General features: G+C 45.3%; 19 protein-coding genes. 3 read left to right on the top strand and 16 right to left on the bottom strand.

The window, feature by feature from the left end; translation table 11 throughout:
* Positions 1-54 precede the first annotated feature (54 nt).
* The 15 genes from L6I86_RS33975 to L6I86_RS33905 all read right to left on the bottom strand — a co-directional run bounded on the left by L6I86_RS33975 (position 55) and on the right by L6I86_RS33905 (position 18,825).
* Complete coding sequence (locus tag L6I86_RS33975) at positions 55-1,659, bottom strand: helix-turn-helix domain-containing protein (protein ID WP_236293210.1); 1,605 nt, start codon at positions 1,657-1,659, stop codon at positions 55-57.
* Positions 1,660-1,730: 71 nt separating this feature from the next.
* On the bottom strand, positions 1,731-3,560 hold the full coding sequence (locus tag L6I86_RS33970) for a sensor histidine kinase (protein ID WP_236293208.1): 1,830 nt from the start codon (positions 3,558-3,560) through the stop codon (positions 1,731-1,733).
* 530 nt (positions 3,561-4,090) lie between these two features.
* Positions 4,091-5,398 carry an RNA polymerase factor sigma-54 gene (gene rpoN / locus L6I86_RS33965; protein ID WP_236293206.1) on the bottom strand — a complete coding sequence of 436 codons (1,308 nt, stop codon included), beginning with the start codon at positions 5,396-5,398 and terminating at the stop codon, positions 4,091-4,093.
* 126 nt (positions 5,399-5,524) lie between these two features.
* A complete protein-coding gene (locus L6I86_RS33960; protein WP_236293204.1) occupies positions 5,525-6,055 on the bottom strand; it encodes a DUF2179 domain-containing protein in 531 nt (176 codons plus the stop codon).
* A gap of 25 nt (positions 6,056-6,080) precedes the next feature.
* Positions 6,081-7,199 carry a Zn-dependent alcohol dehydrogenase gene (locus L6I86_RS33955; RefSeq protein ID WP_236293201.1) on the bottom strand — a complete coding sequence of 373 codons (1,119 nt, stop codon included), beginning with the start codon at positions 7,197-7,199 and terminating at the stop codon, positions 6,081-6,083.
* Between the two features lie 27 nt (positions 7,200-7,226).
* Complete coding sequence (locus L6I86_RS33950; RefSeq protein WP_236293200.1) at positions 7,227-8,723, bottom strand: aldehyde dehydrogenase family protein; 1,497 nt, start codon at positions 8,721-8,723, stop codon at positions 7,227-7,229.
* Positions 8,716-10,026 carry a lyase family protein gene (locus L6I86_RS33945; RefSeq protein WP_236293199.1) on the bottom strand — a complete coding sequence of 437 codons (1,311 nt, stop codon included), beginning with the start codon at positions 10,024-10,026 and terminating at the stop codon, positions 8,716-8,718. The genes L6I86_RS33950 and L6I86_RS33945 overlap by 8 nt, the downstream gene beginning before the upstream one ends.
* Entirely contained in the window at positions 10,001-10,984 is a 984-nt protein-coding gene (locus L6I86_RS33940; RefSeq protein ID WP_236293198.1) for an ABC transporter ATP-binding protein, read from the bottom strand. The genes L6I86_RS33945 and L6I86_RS33940 overlap by 26 nt, the downstream gene beginning before the upstream one ends.
* Positions 10,985-11,108: 124 nt before the next feature.
* Positions 11,109-12,041 (bottom strand): ABC transporter substrate-binding protein, encoded by a 933-nt coding sequence (locus L6I86_RS33935; RefSeq protein ID WP_236293197.1) that lies wholly within the window; start codon positions 12,039-12,041, stop codon positions 11,109-11,111.
* Positions 12,042-12,107: 66 nt separating this feature from the next.
* Entirely contained in the window at positions 12,108-12,740 is a 633-nt protein-coding gene (locus tag L6I86_RS33930) for an ABC transporter permease (RefSeq protein ID WP_236293196.1), read from the bottom strand.
* 24 nt (positions 12,741-12,764) lie between these two features.
* Positions 12,765-13,385 (bottom strand): ABC transporter permease, encoded by a 621-nt coding sequence (locus L6I86_RS33925; RefSeq protein WP_236293195.1) that lies wholly within the window; start codon positions 13,383-13,385, stop codon positions 12,765-12,767.
* Positions 13,386-13,686: 301 nt separating this feature from the next.
* Positions 13,687-14,643: an ABC transporter substrate-binding protein gene (locus L6I86_RS33920; protein WP_236293194.1), complete on the bottom strand. Its 957-nt coding sequence runs from the start codon at positions 14,641-14,643 to the stop codon at positions 13,687-13,689.
* Complete coding sequence (locus L6I86_RS33915; protein ID WP_236293191.1) at positions 14,640-15,950, bottom strand: sigma-54-dependent transcriptional regulator; 1,311 nt, start codon at positions 15,948-15,950, stop codon at positions 14,640-14,642. Before L6I86_RS33915 ends, L6I86_RS33920 begins: the two co-directional genes overlap by 4 nt.
* A complete protein-coding gene (locus L6I86_RS33910) occupies positions 15,947-18,022 on the bottom strand; it encodes an ATP-binding protein (RefSeq protein ID WP_236293189.1) in 2,076 nt (691 codons plus the stop codon). The genes L6I86_RS33915 and L6I86_RS33910 overlap by 4 nt, the downstream gene beginning before the upstream one ends.
* Before the next feature lie 74 nt (positions 18,023-18,096).
* Positions 18,097-18,825 (bottom strand): MurR/RpiR family transcriptional regulator, encoded by a 729-nt coding sequence (locus L6I86_RS33905; protein ID WP_236293186.1) that lies wholly within the window; start codon positions 18,823-18,825, stop codon positions 18,097-18,099.
* Positions 18,826-19,125: 300 nt separating this feature from the next.
* Between L6I86_RS33905 and L6I86_RS33900 the strand changes: the two genes are divergently transcribed.
* From L6I86_RS33900 to L6I86_RS33890, 3 genes are read left to right on the top strand one after another with little or no spacing between them, the layout of a single operon-like run.
* Positions 19,126-19,911, top strand: a complete 786-nt coding sequence (locus L6I86_RS33900) for an SDR family NAD(P)-dependent oxidoreductase (RefSeq protein WP_253074982.1) — start codon at positions 19,126-19,128, stop codon at positions 19,909-19,911.
* A 35-nt stretch (positions 19,912-19,946) separates the two neighbouring features.
* Positions 19,947-21,428 carry an FAD-binding oxidoreductase gene (locus L6I86_RS33895; RefSeq protein ID WP_236293182.1) on the top strand — a complete coding sequence of 494 codons (1,482 nt, stop codon included), beginning with the start codon at positions 19,947-19,949 and terminating at the stop codon, positions 21,426-21,428.
* Positions 21,429-21,452: 24 nt separating this feature from the next.
* A complete protein-coding gene (locus L6I86_RS33890; RefSeq protein ID WP_236293180.1) occupies positions 21,453-22,868 on the top strand; it encodes an FGGY-family carbohydrate kinase in 1,416 nt (471 codons plus the stop codon).
* Positions 22,869-22,932: 64 nt separating this feature from the next.
* On the opposite strand, the gene L6I86_RS33885 is transcribed toward L6I86_RS33890, so the two are convergent.
* Positions 22,933-23,767 (bottom strand): sigma-54 interaction domain-containing protein (locus tag L6I86_RS33885; RefSeq protein ID WP_236293179.1); only part of this gene is annotated, 835 nt, incomplete at its 5' end.

Below are 23,767 nucleotides of genomic sequence, written 5' to 3'. Positions count from 1 at the left end.
ATGGAATACGCTTTCATTGATATATTTAGTGATTCGCATGATATATTTTGGGATTCATATCTTTTTCCGCGCATCATCATCCCGATATTTCTGAGGACTCATTCCCCTGTATTTCTTAAACACTCGGCTGAAATGTTCGGGGTTCTCATATCCCACCTTGACGGCAATTTCATACATTTTCATTTCGGACTCGATTAGTCTGGCCGCCTCGTTAATACGAAGCTTAGTAACATATTCGATAAAATGCTCGCCTGTTTCTTTCACAAACTGTTTACTTAGATGGCTTTCCGTCACCTGCGCCCATTCGCTGACTTGACCCAGCGTAATCGGTTTACAGTAATTTTGCTCAACGTACCGTTTCACTCTTTCAACCAACCGCTGCGGATTGTCCTCGCGCTGTTTCTCCGAATGAAGCAGATCTGCAAGCCGAAACACAAGCTGCTCAATCCACTCGTGCAAATCTTCACGAAACATAAACTGCTCAACGATCTCATACGGCCGCCTACGCGTCTCAATCACATGCGTCCAATTCATCGCCTTGGCATGCAGCAATGCGCCTATATTCCAAATCAATTCTTCATAGATCGGGAGAGCGCTTTCCAATGTCACATTCGGCACATCGCTCAACTGCTTTAATCCTGCGTTCAGCAGCTGCTGCCACTTAGAATCACCCTTATTCATCAGTTGCATCATAACCGTATGATCCCATGCCGTCCGATGCGGCTTTTCGTCTGCGTTGATCACTTCAGGATAATACACGCGCCCAAGCCCTTCGGAGAACCGCAATGAGGCCAAGTATTTAGCCTGGATGTATCTTTGATGCCAGCTTTTCCAGTCCGTACAGGTACCCCCGACCCCAACCGATAGCGTAATATTTAAAAAGTTTTTGACCGTATTCCGCAAGGAATCCAGTATCTCCATTACACGTTCCCGTATATTTAAATAGCTAACTCGGGACTCAAAGCATAACAAAAGTGAAAGTTCATCCTCTTGAATCTGAATAAGTTCAAAAGGAACTTTAACGATTTCCATCCCTTGCCTAATGATCTTAACCAGATGCACATCGTTATCCAATCTTTCGTCAGGCAGCAATGACACAATTACATGCTGTTGGTTCGCGTATTGCGACACCCATGTATGAAAGGAATCGTCCAGTGTTAAGTTAAGGTTATACAAATAATCTTTTTCACGGAGCAGGCCCCGAAGCCATGTCTCCCGCTGCTTACTGTCAGAATCGCTATATGAATTCGTACGTGCAGAAGAAACCGTCTTTTCCTTCAGCTTATTGACGGCTTTTTGAATCACCGGAATGATATGTTCCGGATCCAGATTCGCTTTCATGATATAATCTACTGCGCCAAGAAGGAACGCCTTCCGCACAAAATCAAAGTCCGAGTATGCGCTTAATACAATGCTCTGCGGAGCGTTTCTCAGATTCGCTTCCTGCAGCTTGGACAGCAGCGTGTTGGCATCCATAACCGGCATGCTCATATCGGCAATCATGATATCGATGTCCTGCTTTGCCGATATTCGTTCCCACGCTTCATAGCCGTCCGCAGCCTCAGCGACAACCTCGCATTCCAAATCATCCCAAGGTATGATCGCGCCCAGGGCTAGTCTCACAAGCGGTTCGTCATCGACGATCATAACTCTAAACATGCTTTTCATCTCCCATCCGATTAAAAATTGAAACTGTACTAATCCTGAACGAGAACCAGATCATAGTTTTTTCATTCGTGTCCGGACCTTTGATCCGGATTGTTCGAAAAAAGCGGCAATGTCACGTTGACTTCCGTTCCAACTCCAAGCTCGCTCTTAATTTGCAATCCGTAAGACTCTCCGTAATTTAACCGGATCCGGTCATTGACATTGGCGATGCCGATCCCGCAAAGCGACTCCACTTTTTTCTCGTTCAGCAAGGCCTCCATCGTCCGCTGCTCCATGCCTTTGCCATTATCAACAATTGTAATGAGTAGCTGATCCCCAACTCTCTTACCGGAAATTTTAACGATTCCCATCACTTCTTTGCCGTAAAACCCATGAATGATCGCATTCTCGACAATAGGCTGCAGTAACAGTTTGAGAATAAATGTATCTTTCACATGATCTTCGAAGTCGTACTCCACTTTAAACCGCTCGCCATAACGAACTTTCATTATGAAAATATATTTTTCCAGGTTTTGCATCTCATCTGTTAGTTGGATGTAGGATCCGTCGCGATGAAAAGTAGAAGACAGCAGCTTGATCAGCGAATCCGTCATTTCAACCAGATTTGCCGCTTTCACTAACATGGCCATGATTTTGATCGCATTGAGCGTATTTACGAGAAAATGCGGATTGATTTGAGATTGAAGCGCGTCGATCTCCGCACGGTTTTTTAATTTTTCTTGCTCCTGCCTTTCGATGATCAGCTCCTGCATGCGCACAGTCATACTTTGAAACGTTTTCCCTAATGAATAAATTTCCAATGGACCGGACAGATTGAGATGAGCCTGAAAGGAACCGCTTTTCACTTTGTTCATTTGATAAATTAAAGACTTAATAGGACCAACGATGCTCCTCACAAGGAAAAACGAGACAATCAAAAACAGGATCAAGCCGAGTACAGAAACGCTCATAATAAATGTATAAATTTGCTTGACCTGGGTAGTCATCTGATCGTACGGCGCCATGTAAATAATTTTCCAATCCATTCGCTCCATAGTCAGAAAGGTCACAAACATTTGTTCACCATTCACCATAGTTATAAAATTGCCGTTACTCTTCGTTTGCGCTTGTTTAATCCCTTCCTTTTCGATGTTCTTGCTTTTATCTTTACTCGTGTCTAGCATGATATTGCTGTTCCCGTCAAGAATGATGAAGCTACCGCTTTGACTCGAAGTGGACCCGGACAAGTTCTCGAAAGATTTGGCTTGTAAAACAAAATAGATCATCTCTACATCGTTAAATGACCTGTCATATTGAGGAGCTATGGCTCCTGATAAAATATATTTGTCATTCGATTCAATCAAATTGTTCTCTTCTGGACCGAACAACAACACACGTCCTTGATTCTGAAGCGCTTTCCGATACAGAGGCGTCATCTTTAAATTTGTTTCGTTAATCCGTGTGTTGATATTATGAAAATGGGTGCCTTCAAAGAAAAATGCACCCTTGTCGCGGTAGACGAACATGGCGGAAACGACGTCCGGCATATCGTGCAAATAATTTCTCAATGAATTTTCCAATTGGGATGACTTGCTGAACATGTCTTTGGATTCCGTACTTTGATGAAAGGAATTGGCGAGCGAGATTAGATTGTTATCGGAAGCAATGGCGGCCATGGTCCTGATATATCTGCTAGTATCTTGATTGATGGAGTAAGACACTTGTTCCAAGGTTTGCATTGTTCTTGAGGTGATATTCGAAAGCAAAATATCCGTATAAGCGTTCAATGACAAAGAGGAAACCAGAAGAATAGGCATCACGATGACAAAAAAGAACATCACGTATAAGATCGAAGTAATGGACCATCTCTTATTGAACATACGCATTGCGGCGCCCCCATTAATTAATTGCATCTATGCATTGAGCATTTTCCACAAAATTCGACATCATTATTTTATGTTGTTCCAGCTTCTGATCGTACGGCTCAATCGAGAGCGAGTTGGACTTCCTTGGAACATTCTTTTGAAAGATAATATTAGAGAGATTGGACACGCTTGCACATGATAATTTTGTGCTTTTGAATGATATATTTTGTCCACGGAAATGAAGAAGACCACCGAAACAACAGAGATCTACTGGTCCATTTCTGATTGATTAGCCCTGTACTCACGACCGCGATCCTATTCCTTATGATTGTCAATGAGTAGGCCTTGCTCGGCTGTTCACAAAAGCTGTATCCACTACTACATACATAGCAAGAATCGAGCCAATTGGAAAATAGACGTCGAATAGGTAAATAAACATATACGGCATTTATTTTGTGAGCTATTGTACAAATTTTTTACGGCAAACTGTAAAAAAAATGCGCAATTTAAAACAAAAAAGAACACGGTTGTTCCGTGTTCTCAATTCATTACATTCTATTAGGTACGTACAACTCCATTCAAGATGAACGGAGCCTAGATGAGAGAATCCTCAACTCTTCACGGTACTTCATGACCGTACGCCGCGATATTTGAATACCTTCCTTATTCAGTAAATCGGTCATTTGTTGATCGGATAATGGCCGTTTCTTATCTTCACGTTCCACAAGCAGTTTAATTTGGGTTCTGATGCTCTCGGCCGAAGCCTCTTCACCACTCACCGTTGAAACACCGGACGGGAAAAAGTACTTCAATGCATACACGCCTTGTGGCGTAAGCATATATTTATTTTGTACAGCACGGCTGATCGTCGACTCGTGAAGTCCTAATTGAGCAGCAATTGCTTTTAAATTCATCGGTTTTAAACCACTGACACCTTTGTCCAAAAATGCTTTCTGTTCTTTCACGATGATTTCAATGACCCGGCGCAGCGTCACTTTTCTTTGAGCCAATCCCCACAATAGCTGCTCCGCATCCTGGCGTTGGTTTCGCACATAAGCGGATACGTCCCCTGATAGATTTCCCGTAAAAAAGGAGCAGTATTCTTTGTTCATCATGACTTTTGGAAGAAAGGCATCTGTCATCGTAATCGCGTACTCGCCGTCAACTTTCTGGACTTTTGCATCCGGCTGGATATAGGATTGCGGTTGAGAGCCGAACGCAAGACCAGGCTTTGGATTCAATGTGCGAATATATGTGATCGCGGAAAGCAGTCTATCAACGGAGATATTCAGTTTATCCGCCAACTGCTTCCGGTTATTACCGGCCAACTCCTGCATGTGATTGCCAATCAATTCTGCAGCCCATGGGTCCGGGTTTGAATCCCGCTCAATTTGCAGCAGCAGACACTCTTTCAAGTCCCGCGCTGCAATCCCAGCTGGTTCCAGGCTTTGGAGGCATGCGAGCGCATATAAAACTTCCTCTTCCTCAGCACAGCAAGCCGCCGAAGCCTCAACTATGGAAATCTCCAGGTACCCTGATTCATTTAAATTCCCCGCCAAGTATTGCGCAATCGCAAGCGTGCTCTTCGGTATATTCGCAAGTCTCAGCTGAGCTAACAGCGCTGTTTCTGCCGTTTCATCCGGCCTGCTCAAGTTGTTCAACCAACGATCTTTATGGTCGATGCCAGCCGTCCTGCTTTTATTACTGCCTTTAATGCCTGTGAAAGGCCATTCTATGTCCAAAAACGGATTATCTGTCGCTTTAGTTTGAATAAAATCGGCCAGTTCATCCGAAGCTATTTGCAAAATAAAAATCGATTGCTTGAGTTGAGGTGTTAGATTCAGTTGGGTCGTTTGCGTCGTCTCGGCTGTAAGTTTCAGAATCATCGTATGACACCTCCATACCAACTTCTCTTCAGATATATTGTAAAAGAATCACTAGCGAAATAATACTGGATATTGCCTGAAATTACTGCAACAGCCGGTGTTCAATGAAGAACACCGGCCCTTGCGTTATACGTGGCGATTGTGGTTCCAAGCTGATTTTTTCGACAGAAAACCACCATGGAACATATTCGGTTCATACGAAACGACGAATGCCTGCGGGTCTAAGAGCAAGATTTCATGATAAAGATGTTGCTGCTCCTTGCGGGAAATGACGATGGAAATAACCCACCGAGGACCTTCCTTGCCTTTACCCTGCCATACCGTAACCCCATAGCCTCGGGACCTTAATTCCTCTGCCATATGACTGAATTCGGCTTTCGTTACTGCCTGCACAGTGACAAACCCGAGGGCAAGCCACTCCTCGATTTTCGTTCCAATTAGGATGCCCAGCCCATAGCTTAGACAGTACACAATCAAATTGACAGGTTCGTCCAAATGATCCAGCACGATTTTGAAGCCGATGACATAGATTCCGATTTCGACCGCGCTCATCAAGGCCGCGACATAGCGAAATCCTTTGACCATCAGGATAAAGCGAATCGTCAGCATGGAGACGTAAGTCACCTGCAAGGCGAGAATGATCAACAGTGTCGTCATCGGGATAAAATGGGATGGCTCATGTTCATTTCCCTCCAAACTCAATGACGGTGCGACCGACATTGGCGCAAGAATGGTCGTGGAAACTGTCAAATGCTTGATTAATTTCGTCCAGCTGAATGCGGGAAAGCACTAATTCGTCCAACTGGAATTTTCCTTCCAAATAGAGCTGCGCAATAATCGGGAAATCCCGGAACGGATGCACATCGCCATAGAAGCTTCCTTTTAAAATTTTGCCGACGCGATGAAAGCCTCCTGCCGGAAGCGCCAACTCCTTCTTCGGATTGAACGCGCCGATCACAACGGTCGTGCCGCCTTTGCGCGTACCCTGCCATGCGGATGACGCCGCATGCGTATTGCCTGTACAATCGATGGCGTAATGAACGCCGAAGCCGCCAGTCAGTTCCTTCAGCGCTTCGGCGGCGTTAACCTCGCCGACGTTGACGGTATGCGTGGCGCCGAACTTCTTGGCGATCTCCAGATTTTGATCTTTCAAGTCGCATGCGATGATTTTGGAAGCGCCGGCAATCCGCGCTCCCTGGATCGCATTCACGCCGACGCCTCCGATACCGAAGACGGCGACCGTCGAGCCGGGTCTCACTTCCGCTGCGCGGACAGCGGCTCCGTAGCCTGTCGCGACGCCGCAGCCAATCAAGGAAGCTTGCGCAAAAGGCATGTCGTCCGGCAATTTGACGCAGCTCATTTCAGGAACAACCGTATACTCGGCAAAGGTGGACAACAAGGAGTTGTGATATACCTGTTTACCGTCCTTGCTAAGGCGCGTTGTGCCGTCGAGCAGCGTGCCCGCGAACATGGGGCCGAACGCCGACTCGCACAAATTCACTTTGCCCGTCTGGCAAAATTCGCAGGTACCGCAAAACGGCACCCAGCTTAAGGCCACTTTATCGCCAGGCTTGACGGTTTTGACATTCGGTCCGACTTCAACAACGATTCCAGCGCCTTCATGCCCTAGAATTGTCGGAATCGGTGTCGTTTCGTCGAATAGTGCATTGTAATCGCTGTGACAGACGCCTGTCGCTTTTATTTTGACAAGCACCTCATTCGCCTGAGGCGGGGCAAGTTCGACTTCCGTAATCGCTAGCGGTTTCCCGATTTCCGTCATGACAGCTGCTTTCATTTTCATGGTGAGGCCTCCTCCTGAGAATATAGTTTAATGGGCGATCCAGATCGCTTTTGTTTTGGTGTAAGAACTTAAGGAATGTATCGCGTACTCTTTACCCCAACCGCTTTGTTTAGAACCTCCAAACGGACTGGCGTAATCGTAGCAGCCATAGCGGTTGACAAACACTTGTCCAGCATCCAACTGCTTCGCCACCCGGTGCGCTCTTGACACATCGTTCGTCCATAGTCCTGCGGCCAAACCGTAGATCGAGTCATTTGCAAGCCTAACCACTTCTTCTTCCGTATCAAAAGGAATCACAACGAGCACAGGTCCGAAAATTTCTTCTTGCGCCACGATCATGTCATTCGTCACATCGGCCAGGATCGTTGGCCTGACGAAATAACCATTGACATTGAAGCCTTCCACGTCCCGATAGCCGCCAGCAGCAATACGGGCACCCTGCTCAACGCCTTTTTGAATATAGCCAAGGATGCTTTCCATATGCGCTTTGGATACTTGCGGGCCTTGATCTGCATCCGGGTCGAATTGGTCGCCCAAGCGATAGCCGTCCGCATACTCAGCAAGCTTCGCAACGACAGTTTCATAGATAGGCCGTTCCACAAACAGCCGCGTCGGGGCGGAGCATTTTTCCCCTTTATGCGTGAATAGACCGTAGAAGGAACGCTCGATTGCCGCTGCCATATTCGGCGCGTCGGCGAATAAAATATTCGGTGATTTGCCGCCAAGCTCAAGTGTCACAGGCTTCAAATTCGAATCCGCGGAATCGCGAACGAGCTGCTTGCCGACACCCGTGCTTCCGGTAAACGAGACTTTGTCTACGTCCATATGGCGCGTTATATAGGAACCGATGCGGCCTTCGCCGAGAATGAGGTTGATCGTCCCCTTCGGCAAAAGACCGGAATCATGAATGATTTCAAATAAACGGATGATCGAATAGCTCGTCGCGCTTGACGGCTTGAATACGACGGTATTGCCCATCGCCAGCGCCGGGGCCAGCTTCCAGACGCCCATGACGATCGGGAAGTTCCAAGGTACAATTTGCCCGCATACACCGATCGGGTCTTTGGTTGTAAAACTAGTAAAATTACCCTCTACCGGGTTTACTTCGCCATAAAATTTATCTACCCAGCCTCCGTAATACTCAAATAATTCGGCGGCTTCCGTCACGTCATCTGCATAAGCTTCCTTGTACAGCTTTCCGTTGTCCAGCGCCTCTAACGTCGCCAACTCCGCATGATGCTCGCGAATGAGCGAGGCGATTCTCCACATGACGCGCCCCCGTTCTTTACGCGTCATCGACTTCCATTCCCCTTGCTCGAACGCCTGACGTGCGGCGGCTACAGCCAGGTTCACATCTTCTTCATTCGCACCGCGGAATTTCCCGAGCACTAACCCGTTTGCTGGGTTGATCGAGCTAAGCAACGTGCCTCTACCTTCCACCCATTCTCCGCCAATATATAAGGATTTCGTCGTTTCTAACCAATCCTTCGCCCAATCTAATCGGGCAAGCTGAATGTTATTCATGATTCTCTCTCCTCCCGAATTTTACAATGATCTGCTCTGGTTTCCATTGCTTTAGCCACTCCGATACCTGCGCATACCCATATGTTTCCTTCAAATCAACGATCAGCGGAATGAAACTGTCCGCGTAGCGCTTGCATGTTTCTTCATTGACCGTGATACCGGCCAAGCACCGAGATTCGAATAGCTCTGCCGTGCGGGCGAGCCTCTGCATATTGTCGAGCAGCAGCGTGCCGATGAAACCGTCAGCCAAGTTCAAATGCACCTCGCCGAGCTCTACCGCCGCTTGGATGATCCCATCATTGCCGCCGATCAGCAATCCGCAATGGATCACCGTTTCTGGAATGACCGGATTGACTTTACCCGGAAAAAAGGAGGATCCGGCCTGCACCGCCGGGAGCGTCAGCTCAGAAAGTCCGGTTTCGGGGCCTGAGGCGAGCAGCCGCAAATCTTTGGCCAATTTCACAAGCACTGCTGATGTGAGCCGAATTTCTGCTGACAAACGGCCCAAATCGTCCGGATATTGCGCTGCATCAAACAGATTCGGTCGCAATCGCAGAGGAAGCGATGTTATTTCGGCGAGCACTGGGACAATCGCTTGACGGTAATTCAAGCTGGCTCCTGCGCCGGAGCCGATCACAGTCCCGCCTAGATTGATGTGATGAATGCCGTCCACCGCATGATCCACAGCTTCCAGCCGGCGCCATAACGCAGATGCCGTCGCCTGAAACAAAACTCCTGCCGATACGCGCATCCCGTCCTGCCAGCAGGTGCGGGCGATCGTCATTACCGGCTCCAGCTCCAATGCCTTTGCTTCTAGCGTTGCTATGACGCGAAGCAAGTTCATCTTTAACGACTCCGCGGACGCAATGAGCGCAATACGAATTGCCGTGTGGCATACATCGGCTGTCGATTGGGACGCATTCACATGATCCGCGGGATGTGTATCGCCCCCTGCCAGACCGGCGATTACTTCGTTCATGTTCATGTTGATACCGATACTCCCGCCGCCGTGGAAAGCGTCTACGGGAAATTGATCCGCATACTCACCCTTGATCAACTTATCGCAAGCGGCGATGATCGCGTCCCGGATCGGTTCGCTGATCGTCCCATCTTGCGAATTAGCGATCGCAGCCGCTTTTTTCACAGATGCGAGTGCGCGAATGTAAGCGGGAAATTGCGATAGGGTGCGGCCTGAGTAACTCATATTGGCGACGGTTCGCGCCGTCTGTATGCCGTACAAGGCATCATCTGGGATTTGCAACGAACCGAACACATCATTAACTTCCCGCATACGTACGTCCATGAACTTCCATTTGATCCAGGATCGTATCGATATCGATCGTCCCCACGCGGCAATTCATGTAATTGACAACCGTTAATTCCTTTACTCTTGTTTCAACCAAACGGGTGAAGACGTCCTTCACGCATTCTTCGAGCTGAACGACATTGTTGTCTTTGACGACAGGCCCTTTTTCCCGATCCTTCACATCAAGAATGTCACTGATTTTGAGTAGATTCATCCGCCGGTAAATATCTCTGTCCCCGACCAGCTTTTTCACAAAATCATTGACAGGGTTCGTAATTATTGCATAAGGGGTATCGAACTGGACGATTCGACCACTCTGCATTACCACGATCCGATCGGCAAGCCGGAAGGCTTCATCCACATCGTGGGTAACGAAAAGAATCGTTTTCTTCGTCTTGCGTTGAATGCGCCGCAGTTCATCCTGCAAGCTAAGCCGCGTTATGGCATCGATCGCACCGAACGGTTCATCCATTAAGAGGATGCTCGGATCAGCGGCCAGTGCGCGGGCTATACCGACTCTTTGCTGCTGTCCACCAGACAGTTGGCTCGGCAGCCGTTTGCGGAACGCTTTCGGATCGAGGTGCACCATCTCTAGCAGCTCGTCGATCCGATCGGAGATCACCTTCTCATTCCAGCTAAGCAGGCGTGGAACTACGGCAATGTTATCTTCGATCCGCATATGCGGAAACAGCCCATTCTGCTGAATGACATAACCGATCCGGCGGCGCAGCGTCTCCGGCTGCAATGCCATGATGTCCGTCCCGTCAATCTCAATCGTGCCCGAAGTGGGCTCATACAAGCGGTTGGTCATCTTCAGCAGCGTTGTTTTCCCGCAACCCGAAGGACCCAGGAATACGATAAACTCGCCTTCCTGGACGGATAAATTGACATGATCGACAGCTGGAGCCGCTGCACCTGGATACTGTTTAAACACCTGTTTGTAATTAATGCTCATCAGCTACTCACCTCATCAGAAATTCAAATTGACATAACGGAAGTGCGAAGGCTGGTTCCAGCCTCCGTCCAATCCCTCATCGATGTACAACATTGCTTGTATGGTAAGAAAAGCAACCTCAGCGCTACTTGATGAGTTTGTTTTCTTTCAGGAATGATTTGGCTACATCTTCAATTTCTTGCTTCTCTGGACCGTCAACCTGCCAGTTCAATTTTTGAATGGCTTTGTCGTCCAGCAGCTTAGATAATTGATTCAAGCGATCCTTAATCTTCGGCTCTGCACTCAGTTTCTCATTGCGAACCAGAGGAGCTACCTGATAAGCCGGGAAGAAGCCTACATCGTCTTTCAGCTGGACCAATCCCATGCCGACAATTTGTCCGTCGGTTCCTACGGAAACTGTCACATCTGATTGCCCGTCTTTCAACGGATTATAACGAAGGCTGTAATCGATCTGGAATTGTTTCTTGAACTTGAAGCCGCCTTTATCTTTAAATACTTTTTGCAAACCAGGCAGCGAATCGTCGCGCACATCGAATTCCTGCGGATAGGAAAGCGTCAGCTCGTTAGCGTTTGCAGCTAGATCTGAGATTGTTACAAGCTTATATTTGTCAGCGGTCTCTTTCTTCACTGCAAATCCGTAAGTGGCGTTCTCTTGTGCCGACTCCAGCCATGTGAGGTTCCATTGTTTGAAGCCGTCGGCCAGCATTTGCTCCACCTTCTTCTTGTCCTTCTCCACCGGCTGCTTGAGCATAACCGTCAGGCCTGTTCCCGTATATTCCGGATAAATGTCCAGGTCGCCTTTTTTCAACGCTTCGAATGTTGGGGCCGTGCCTCCCAGGCTTAGCTTCCTCGTAACTTTAATCCCCATATCTTCGAAGATTTCGGCATACATCTCACCAATCAAATGATTTTCCGTATTATCTTTGGAACCGACCGTCAGAGCAAGCTTACTTGGCGAAGCTCCGTCCGTTGAAGCTGTCTTCGTGCTGCCGCAGCCAGCCAGTGCTGCTGCTGCAGCAATCGTTAGAACGGATAATACCAAAATGCGTTTTTTCATTTGAATGTCCCCTTTATCAAATAGATTTCATTTATCAATCGCCTTGTGGGCTGTATTGATCATTCATCAGTAATAACTCAAACGCTTTTGAATGTAAGCGAATACACTTTCACTTGCGATCGCCAGCAACGCGACGGGTACAGCTCCAATGAGCAAGTAGCTTTTCGACATCATGCTGACGCCATTGATAATATAGCTGCCCAGCCCGCTTCCGCCAATCAATACGGCCAGCGTCGCACTCGCGATAACCTCCACGGAAGCCGAGCGAACGCCTGCCAGCATAACGGGAAGAGCAAGTGGAAACTCAACTTTGAGCACCGTCTGCAACGGCGTCATGCCCATTCCTTTGGCCGCTTCCTTGATACCAGCGTCGATTTCGCGGAACGCTACATAGGTGTTAATAATGATGGGTGGACATGCTAGCACGGTCAAAGCAAGCAGTGCGGGCAAAAAACCAACCCCCAGCACTGGCATGGCCAAAGCCAGAATCGCGAGACTCGGCACGACGCGGAACATATTGATGCCGTTAATAATATAGTCAGCCACTGCCAGCTTTCTGGAAATCCAGATGCCAAGCGGAACGCAAATGAGCAATGCGACACCTACGGCCGCGAGACTGAGTTCGATGTGGCTAAGCAAGTTGCTCCAAAACACGGAAGCATTTTCTTGAAAATACGTTTGAATTTCTTTCCAAACCACGGATGGTTACCTCCTTTAGCAGCACTAAGCCAATTTCGGACGAAGCAGCTTCTCAATCAATCTGAACAAAACGTCTGCAGCGATGGCCAACAACGTAATCGCAATGGTTCCCGCAATAATTTTGCCGGTATGCTGATGGTTCAAGCCTTGGAAAATCAGCGTTCCTAATCCGCCTCCACCGATCCAGGCTGCAATGGTCCCGATCGAGATGATAGATACAGTTGCAATTCGAATCCCAGCTAGAATGACTGGAACAGACAACGGCATCTCGATTTTCCAAACGATTTGCCATTTGCTCATGCCCATTCCTTTTGCCGCTTCGAGCATCAACGGATCGATGCTTTTAATGGCCGATACGATATTCCGGACCAATATCATCTGGGCATAAGCGACTAACCCGATCATTGCCGTTTTGACGCCTAGTCCGGTATACGGAATCAATGCTGCGTACAGTGCCATGCTCGGAATCGTATACACGATGCCCAACAAGCCAGTCACTGGCGTATAAAGCCTCTTGTACTTCGCGACCATGAAGCCGATCGGAAAAGCGAACAACAAAGCAATCCCCAGTGATGTAAACGTCAAGATGACGTGTTCTCCAAATAAGGCTCCTACCTTTTCCCAATTGTTGAATAAATAGCTCATCAGCTTTCACCTACCTCGAGTTTGACACCGAGCCCCGGCGTATCCGATGCTTTGAAGGGCGGGTCTATAGGAAGTAGATAAAGTTTGTAATCGATTGCAGTAATTTTCATCTTGTCACCTCTTCTATTTGGATACAATAATATATAGCAAGAAGCGTGCCAATCGAAAAAACCAATGTTGAATAGGCAAATAATCATACGCGGCACTTGATTTGTAACCGATTGCACAAAATTTTTACGGCAAACTGTAAAAAAATTGCGCAATTTTAAACAAAAAAAAGAACACGGCTTAAGTTCCGTGTTCAGCGATTCAGAATATGTTTTTGCAGCAAAAATTCGCGGGCTATTTGGGTCACATCCTTATGCAGAATATCGACCTGGTACATCAATTCCATCATATTGCTATTATTGACGATTTCAGATATGGGTCTGATGATATCACTGATCTCTTTATTTGGATCGAGCGTTTTTTTGAGAATAACCGGAGCCGCGTGGTACGGTGGAAACGAATGCCGGTCATCTTCTATGACCACCAGATGAAGTTCTTTAATCCGGGGATCGGTGGAAAGACCAATCGCTACTTCTACACGCGACTCTTTGACAGCCTGCGGCAGCAGGCTTGTATCCATGGCAACAATTTGATTGCGTGGGATGGTAAAATCATAAATTTCCTGAAGCCGTTTCACGCCATCTTCCCTCTGCAAGTATTCATCGTTCGTGGCGAACTTCATTGAAGCCCGGTTCCCCTCAAAAACGCGAATCAAATCCGATATGGTCCGAATGCCAAGCTGCCGCGCGATATCGTGCCGCATCAGCAGCGCCCAGCTGCTGTTAAATTCACTTCGCGGCAGCCAGACGATTCCTTTGTCCGCATCGGATGCCAAGACGGCCCGAAATACCTCATCTGGATCGAACAGCACAGGTTGTTTCTGATAATATTGCCTCGCCGTCGTTGTATATTCCCAGTATATGTCGATGACCCCCGCTTCCATCGCGGAGCGGACCGCATCGCTATCGAGTGTAACCATCTCATTCACCGGATATCCGTGCTCCCGCAGCAGAAGTGAGGTCATTTTCATCAGCAAATATTGCTCCGTTATCGACTTGGATCCGACCGTTATTTTCGTTTTGTTGAGAGGAAGCGGTTTAGTGCTCACATTTGGCGCATCCACAGCAGTGCGGTTACAGGACGATAGGAAGGCCATCAGCATTAGCAGCAGCACCAACAACGAGCTCCGTAACAATTTGTATTTTGTCATCGTTTGATCTTCTTCATTTTATGGATTAACGTGTTGCGGGAAATGCCCAGCAGATCCGCTGCTTTCGTCTGGTTTCCCTTGGTGCGGAGCAGCGCGTCCTCGATCATCTTCTCCTCGACCTCTTCGAGCATGTCTTGCAGCTTGCCTGCCGTAGATTCCATTGGTTTCGTTTCAACGGGAACCGCAAGATTAGCAGGTAAATCTCCGATATGCAGGTGGCCTGTCGTTTTCATAATATGCATCCGCTCCAGCACATTGAACAGTTCCCGTATGTTGCCTTGCCAAGGCAACGTTTCAAGCGCTTTTTTGAGCTCATCGGAGGCAGTCACCGATTTGCTGTATTTCGAATTGAGCTCCTGCAGCTTTAGCTGGGTAAGCACCGTGATGTCTTCTTTCCGTTCGCGCAGCGGTGGCAAAACAATTTCCACCAGGTTCAAACGGTAGTATAAGTCCTCACGGAACTTGCCGCTGCGTACGAAATCCTGAATATTCCGGTTCGTCGCGGCGATAATGCGTACATCCACCTGACGCTCTTGATGACTTCCGAGCCGCACAATCCGCTTTTCTTCGATGACATGCAGCAGCTTTGCCTGGGTAGCAAGCGACATCTCGCCAATCTCATCGAGGAAAATGGTGCCCTGATTGGCTGCCTCGAATTTGCCGATGCGTGTATCGATTGCGCCTGTGAAAGCCCCTTTTTCATAGCCGAACAATTCGCTTTCCAGCAAGTTCTCGGGAATCGCCGCGCAATTGAGAGAAATAAATGGGTGCTCATGGCGATGGCTGCTCTGATGAACCCATTTCGCAAGCGCCGTTTTGCCGACACCACTCTCTCCGAGCAGCAAAATGCTCGCATCGGTTTGATTGACCCGCTCGAGCATCTCACGTATTTGTTTCATCTTATCGCTTACAAATGCCATAGCGCCCGTAAATTCTTCAGTGCAGGCTGGCGGCAGAACCGTCTGAATCTTTTCGGCCAACACTTTCAATTCAATCGGTTTGTTGAAATAGTCCACAGCGCCGAGCTTCATCGCCATCACTGCATTTTCCACATTTCCGTATGCGGTCAGCATAAAAACAAGCAAAGACGGATGCTTCTGTTTAATCGCTTGGAGCACATCCAGTCCGGTCATATCCGTGAGCATATAGTCCAATATGACTGCTCCGTAGGTAAGCCGTTCAATCAGACCGATAGCCGTCTTGCCATCGTGGGCCGTGTCAACTTGATAGCCGCAGCGTCCCAATTTGATGGCGATATTCCGGCATAACTTTACTTCGTCGTCTACTACCAGAATTCGATGTGTCATTCAGATTCCTCCCATCCCCGTATTGGAAATTTACAAATGACTGTCGTCCCTGCGTGAAGCACGCTATCGATCTGGATTTCTCCTCCGTGTTCTTGGATAATCTCACTCGCGATCGTCAGGCCGATGCCGGTACCCTGTTCCTTGGTCGTGAAAAACGGATTAAACAGCCACTGCATATCACTCTGAGTGATACCTTCTCCGGAATCTTCGATGGTAACTTCAATGTACGGCATTCTCATATGAATATTGATCTTTAGAATGCCGCCGCCCGACATCGCATCTAGACTGTTCAAAAACAGATTCAGAAACAGTTGAATCAGTCTATTCGATCTCCCGCGAATCAGGGGCAATTCGGACGCATAACTTTTGGCAACATGCACGTGCAGTTCGTTAAATTTAATTCGAAGCAAATGAAGCACCCGATCGACGAGCTGATCGATTTCAATCCAGGTTTCATCTTCGTTTTTGGTTTTGGCAAAGGAAAGGAATTGATTTACAATCCCACTCATCCGAACAATTTCCTCGTCGATATCGGTCACGAGCATCTGGATCAATTCGGGGTTTTGCAACTCCTCCAACATCTCATCCTTCAATAACTCCGCACTGCTGGCCAGTACGGCAAGCGGGTTTTTCAACTCGTGCGCCACGCCCGCCGTAACTTGTCCCATCTGGGCGAGTTTTTCTCTTTGATTTACCTGCTCTTCCAGCAATTTCATCTGCGTAACATCCTGCAGGACAGCTAACATCCCGTTTTGGAATGGTGCTGTTACGATGCGAACGATAATTCGCTCTCCTCTTACCCCCAGAATTGCCATCTCGGATTCTCCTTGGATCGAAGGAATATCTGAAAGTTCCGGTATCACCGAAATTTGCCGATTCGACGGATCGGTCCATCGCACTTGAAACAGCTGCGCAAATTTTTCATTTGCATGTGTAACCAAACCTTCATGATTGATCGTAACCAACGCAAAAGGAATGCCTTCAATAACGTCTCGAAGAAAACGTTCCTTGAAATCGAGTTCCCGTGTGAGCGCCTTCATCGTGACGGTCAGGTCGCTCAGTTCATCTTTCGTCTGTTCTCGTTCCTTGTATGAGGTTTCAATGGCATGATCCTGCTTGTATTTCATGGCAAATCGGGTCAAATGAATAATCGGATAAAGCAAATGTCTCATTCCCAAAATAATAGTAAATATGGTAAGTGCGAAGATCGACAAAAAACTGATGGTAAGCGCATGGCCAAGATTCTTAATAGGTTGAAAAGCGATCTCCTTGGGAATGCCGAGCGCAAGCCCCCAGTTATCCCGAATTTGCTGAAACGCGACAATGCTCTGCTGACCTTGATAGAAGCTGGTAGTCAGGTCCGCATCGCCTACGCCCAATCGTTCACCGATAGGATCCTGACTGAAATCCAGTCCAAGAATGGATTCGTCTGAAGATGCGATAACACTTCCATTCAGATCGAGCAAATAACTGAACCCTTCCCTGCTCGCGCTCATCGTTCGAAGCATCTCGGATAAATAATCCCGGCTTAGCTCTGCTACGAGTGCACCGTGAAACACTCTATCTTTAGAGTAAACAGGAACAGCAATCGTCACCGCCATTTCCTTACGGTAATTCGGAATCAACCCAGAGACCATATACGTATAACTCCAACGTACATGTTCCAAACCCGGGTAGGCAAAAGAAACCGATTGCATATCAGGAGAAAAGGGGGCTTCGAAGCGCAGCTTGGACTCTTTATCGACATAAAAGATGGAATGAATCATTGAGCTTTTGGCAGTCGTCTGCCTCGCATTCTCGTACATCGTTTTTTCATCGGTCTGAACTGCGTGATTTTGGCCGGCTATGAGCTGAAGCTGGAGCACCACATCAGTAATTTCCGCATTTAAACGCTTCACGATTGCATCCGCTGCAATCAAATTGTCGCGGGAAATATGCTCCGCCATCGTATGCTCCGCGAAATTCACAATGATGCGGTAGATAATGATCGTTGGTATGATCAGGACTAACGAAAAGATCAATAAGTATTTCCGCGTCAGTCGGCTGGTAAAGGCTTGAATGTAAAATGCCATCGTCTCTCACCTCTTTATTGACAGACAAATCATATTCTAAGTATCATGACCCGTCAATGTGAAGTGTATTCTGCTTACTCTGTACGGTTAGAATCACGTTCTGACATTAATCTTGCAATAATCTCTTCTATGAAGATAAAGAATACAGTTCGCGTTTTTTCAAAGGGTAACAGATTTTCGTTTTGAGTTGATCTTGTTAAGTAAAAAATATTTTCAACTTCAAAAGTTAACGAGTTATCATACTCTTCTAAAACTAGCATTATTTCTGCCCCACAAGATTTAACTGCATGAAATAGGTTTTCAAATGAAGTAAATTTACCCGTTACTGAAAAAACGATCAAAAGAGTATCTTTATCAACCAAATTTTGAGCATAGGTTTGACTTTGGGTCGCAAATATATTTTTTTTCGATAAAGGAGCCAGTTTATATGAAAAATATTCCACACAAAAAAAGGATGGACCTAATCCGAATAGAACGATTTTGTTGTATTTCTTAAATATTTTTAAAAAATTATCTATCAAAACAGGATTAAAGTTTTCTATAAAGCTTTTTAGTCTTTCAAGCTCGTTTGACTTTTTTTTATCTTCCGAAACGATTTTTTGACCACCAAAATACTGCTTATACTGTTTAAAACTTTCAAACCCTAATTTTCTTACGAGTTTCGATATTTGCGAAGGAGATCCATTACATAAATGAGCTGCTTCCAATATTTTAAGATTGTGATTTTGTTCAATAACCTCAGTAATTTTGTTATGGATAGAAAGCTCTAGCTGACTTAATTTGTTTAGATTTATATTTAACATGTTCCCTCTTTTCTAAATATTCGGATTCGTTAGATCCTAGATCCTGTTCGTTTTATATCATTCATTTTATGTTAGTAGCCATGATTGTCAAGATAGCTGACGGGTTTACCTTATTTATTACTATTTTCTTCTCTTTAACCTGATTTTTCGAGAAATTTTCTAAATTTAAATGTAATTATATATAAAAACAGAAAATTTTCCTTGATTTCAAATTGAATTGTGATATTATGAGTATGAAAATACGATGTTGAGAAAGTATATGAGAATAAAAAATATAGGTTTGAGAAAGTGGGGGTAAGCTTGAAGAACGATATCAAAGATTTCTCATTAGATTTTTTTAGCCTAAAAGGAAAAGTTGCCATCATCACTGGAGGAAATTCTGGACTGGGTCAGGGCTTTGCGCTTGCACTTGCGAAAGCAGGGGCGGACATTTTTGCAGTCAGCATAGCTGATGACAATAACGAAACTAGAAAAATGATTGAAGCCGAAGGTGTTAAGTACCATCTTATGCTTGCAGACATTACGAAAGATGGTGTCTGTAACCAAGTTGCGGAAGCGTGTATCAGAACTTATGGCAAAATAGATATTCTCATGAATAATGCTGGTATTTGTATTAACGAACCGGATGTAACCAAGTTTACTAGAGTTCAATGGGATAAAATGATCTCCCTCAATTTAACAGCTTGTTTTGAATTATCTCATGAGGTGGCTAAGTATATGATTCCACAAAATAGCGGGAAAATCATTAATACTTGTTCCATGTTTTCATATCTTGGCGGGCAATGGTCACCAGCATACGCTGCAAGTAAACACGGTTTAGCGGGCTTTACCAAAGCTTATTGTGATGAACTAGCGCAATTTAATATACAAGTTAACGGGATTGCACCTGGGTATTTTGCTACTGAAATTACAACATCGACAAGAGCTAACCAAGCAGCTAATCAACGTATTTTAGACCATATTCCTGCAAATAGATGGGGAAATATTTCAGATTTAATGGGTACCGTAGTATTTCTAGCTTCAAACGCTTCAAATTATGTAAATGGCACCTTGATCAATGTTGATGGTGGATACTTGGTAAGATAAGTGAAAATAAATCATATTAAAGGGGAATGGATACTATGAATAAAGAACAATTATTACAAGATTTGAAGTCTATTATTCCAGTGGAACAAATAAATACTGATTCGGAAGCGCTTTATGATGCGGCGGCAGATCGATATAAGAAATATGCAAAAGCCAAAAAAGCCCTTGATGTTCCAGCCCCAATAGCCATTGTATATCCGTACTCAGCAGAAGAAGTGAAGTCCCTTTTACTGTTCTGTAATGAAAATAATATCAATGTTATTCCTAGAAGCGGAAGAACAGCTACGGAAGGCGGCCTTGAAAACTGGAAAGAAACCACTTTGGTCATTGATGGATCGAAAATGAACAAAATTCTCAAAATTGACCCGTATAACTCGCAAGCAACTGTACAAGCTGGTGTGGTCCTACAAACATTAGAGGATGAGTTGCGTAAAATTGGTTACACCACAGGTCACTCCCCTCAATCAAAACCAGTTGCACAATATGGTGGATTATTGGCAACCAGAAGTATTGGACAATTTTCAACTTTATACGGCGCTATTGAAGATATGGTTATAGGACTAGAATGTGTATTTCCTAACGGACACATTTCCAGAATAAAAAATGTTCCAAGAAGAGCTGGCGGACCCGATATTAGGCATATTGCCATTGGTAATGAAGGAACGATGTGCTATATAACTGAAGTTACGGTTAAAATTTTTAAATACTACCCTGAAAATAATGTTTTCCACGGTTATCTAATGAAAGATGTTGATACAGGTATTAAAATTTTAAGGGAAGTAATTGTGAACGGTTTCAAACCTTCGGTTGCACGTGTATATTCCGAAGAAGATGCAAGACAACATTTTTCGGATTTCTATAAAGACAAGTGCGTTTTAATTTTCATGTCCGAAGGACCGCAAAGTATTGTTAAAGCAACTGCAGAAGCCATTGAAGAAGCCGTTTCTATATTCCAAGATGGCATCGTCGAAAAAGTAGAAGACCATTTTATTGAGAAATGGTTTGGTCACTTGAATTGGACGCAACAAACGATTGATAATGAATTCCAGAGAATGGTTAAATTTGGCAAGCATGATGGTTTTACAACCGAAGTATCGGCAGATTGGGAAAATATTATTAAGATTTATCACAATGTTATGAATAGAGTAAGAGAAGAGTTTGACAGAATAGAAGATATAACCATGCTTGGTGGGCACTCATCCCATAGTTATATTAATGGAACAAATATGTATTTTGTATACAACTATAATATTAATTGCGCACCAGAAGATGAGATGCGAATTTATCATCATCCAATCCATGCTATTATTATCGAAGAAACATTAAAACTTGGCGGATCCATGTGTCATCACCATGGTATTGGAAAATATCGTACTCAATGGACAGAAGAAGAGCACGGTTCTGCTTACTATATGTTGCAAAAATTAAAAGAAGCTTTTGATCCGAATGGCATCATGAATTTTGGTACCATTTTCCCTCAAGAAGAAGGGATGAAATATATAAAGGGACGAAACTGAGGTGATTTTGTGAGCAAGTATGTAATGGGGATTGATAATGGCTCACAAAGTACAAAAGTAGCTATTTATGATGTAGATGGAAATGAAGTTGCTTTCGGTTCATATACGTTAAGGGAAACTTTATCTCCTGAACCAGGTGTCGTCATTCATCCTGATGATGATTTATGGGACAGTGTGTACGGAGGTATTAAAAACTGTCTGGCTAATTTTAGAGGCGATCCTACACATATTGCTGGAATTGGCTTATGTACAATTAGATGTTGTCGTGTATTGTTAAGAGAAAATGGCCATCTAGCTTATCCCGTGATAAGCTGGATGGACGCCAGACTTAATAAACCTTATGAACATAACGATGAACAAGTCAAGTATGTAACGACAACTTCTGGTTATCTAGGTTTTAGACTGACAGGTGAATGTAAGGATACGGCTTCGAACTATGAGGTTAACTGGCCATTAGACCGCGAAACGTTAGAGTGGTCCAATGACGATGAAGTCATGAAGGCAAACGGCTTGAAAAGAGAGATGTTATTTGATCTCGTAAAGCCCGGAGATAAACTGGGAGTGTTACGCCCAGAATTGGCTTGTGAATTTGGTTTGAATACAGGCATACCCGTAGTAGCGACAGCAAATGATAAAGCTGTAGAGGTTTTGGGTTCTGGAATTAAGGACGAGGGATCCATTATGATATCTCTGGGAACATTTATTTCCTCTATGCTGTTTAGAAATGAATATTATGAAAATGCTCGTCATTTCTTCCCTACACTCGCATGCATTCCGTTTAAATATGTTTATGAATCCAATGGCATCCGACGTGGTATGTGGACAGTGAGTTGGTTCAAAAAACTAATTGGTGAAGAACTTGTTACTCATGCAGAAAAGCTGGATATATCGGAAGAGGAATATTTGAATAGGAAAGCACAAGATGTTCCTGTGGGCAGCGAAGGACTGATTACCATTCTAGACTGGCTGTCTTCCTCATCATTCCCCTATAGAAAAGGGATTATGATAGGCTTCGATCAGCGCCATACCAAATACCACATATACCGCTCTATATTAGAAGCAATTTCATTCAATATTAAAAATAATATAGATGAAATGTTAGAGGAAATCGATGTAGAGCTAAAAGAGTTAGTTGTAATAGGTGGCGGCTCAAAAAGTGATTTGCTTATGCAAATCATAGCTGATCTCTTTGGATTGCCAGTGCATCGACGTGAAGGTAGTAGCAGTGCGTGTCTAGGAGCAGCTATATGTGTATGCCAATATTTATCCGTTTACAAAGATTTTTATGAGGCTGCGGATAAAATGGTTAAAACTGAACGAACTTTTATGCCAATCCAAAAAAATCACGAATTCTACATTCAAATTAACAATACGATTGTTAAAAATGTGAGAGTGCATACGGATGAGATTTTAAAACAAACTTATCCCATCTTTAACTAAAAGGTAAAAGGGAACGAGGATATTTATAATCCTTAGTTCCCTTTTTTATATAACTATTTCGTCATCATTTGATTTTCTTCATTTTATGAATTAACGTGTTGCGGGAAATGCCCAGCAGATCCGCTGCTTTCGTCTGGTTTCCCTTGGTGCGGAGCAGCGCATCCTCGATCATCTTCTCTTCGACCTCTTCGAGCACGTCTTGCAGCTTGCCTGCCGTAGATTCCATTGGTTTCGTTTCAACGGGAACCGCAAGATTAGCAGGTAAATCTCCGATATGCAGGTGGCCTGTCGTTTTCATAATATGCATCCGCTCCAGCACATTGAACAGTTCCCGTATGTTGCCTTGCCAAGGCAACGTTTCAAGCGCTTTTTTGAGCTCATCGGAGGCAGTCACCGATTTGCTGTATTTCGAATTGAGCTCCTGCAGCTTTAGCTGGGTAAGCACCGTGATGTCTTCTTTCCGTTCGCGCAGCGGTGGCAAAACAATTTCCACCAGGTTCAAACGGTAGTATAAGTCCTCACGGAACTTACCGCTGCGTACGAAATCCTGAATATTCCGGTTCGTCGCGGCAATAATGCGTACATCCACCTGACGCTCTTGATGACTTCCGAGCCGCACAATCCGCTTTTCTTCGATGACATGCAGCAGCTTTGCCTGGGTAGCAAGCGACATCTCGCCAATCTCATCGAGGAAAATGGTGCCCTGATTGGCTGCCTCGAATTTGCCGATGCGTGTATCGATTGCGCCTGTGAAAGCCCCTTTTTCATAGCCGAACAATTCGCTTTCCAGCAAATTCTCCGGAATCGCCGCGCAATTGAGAGAAATAAATGGGTGCTCATGGCGATGGCTGCTCTGATGAACCCATTTCGCAAGCGCCGTTTTGCCGACACCACTCTCT

It is taken from the genome of Paenibacillus allorhizoplanae (assembly GCF_927798215.1).
Taxonomy (GTDB): domain Bacteria; phylum Bacillota; class Bacilli; order Paenibacillales; family NBRC-103111; genus Paenibacillus_E; species Paenibacillus_E allorhizoplanae.
The sequence above is the reverse complement of the archived record's forward strand: the minus strand, read 5'-3'. Positions and strand labels throughout refer to the sequence as shown.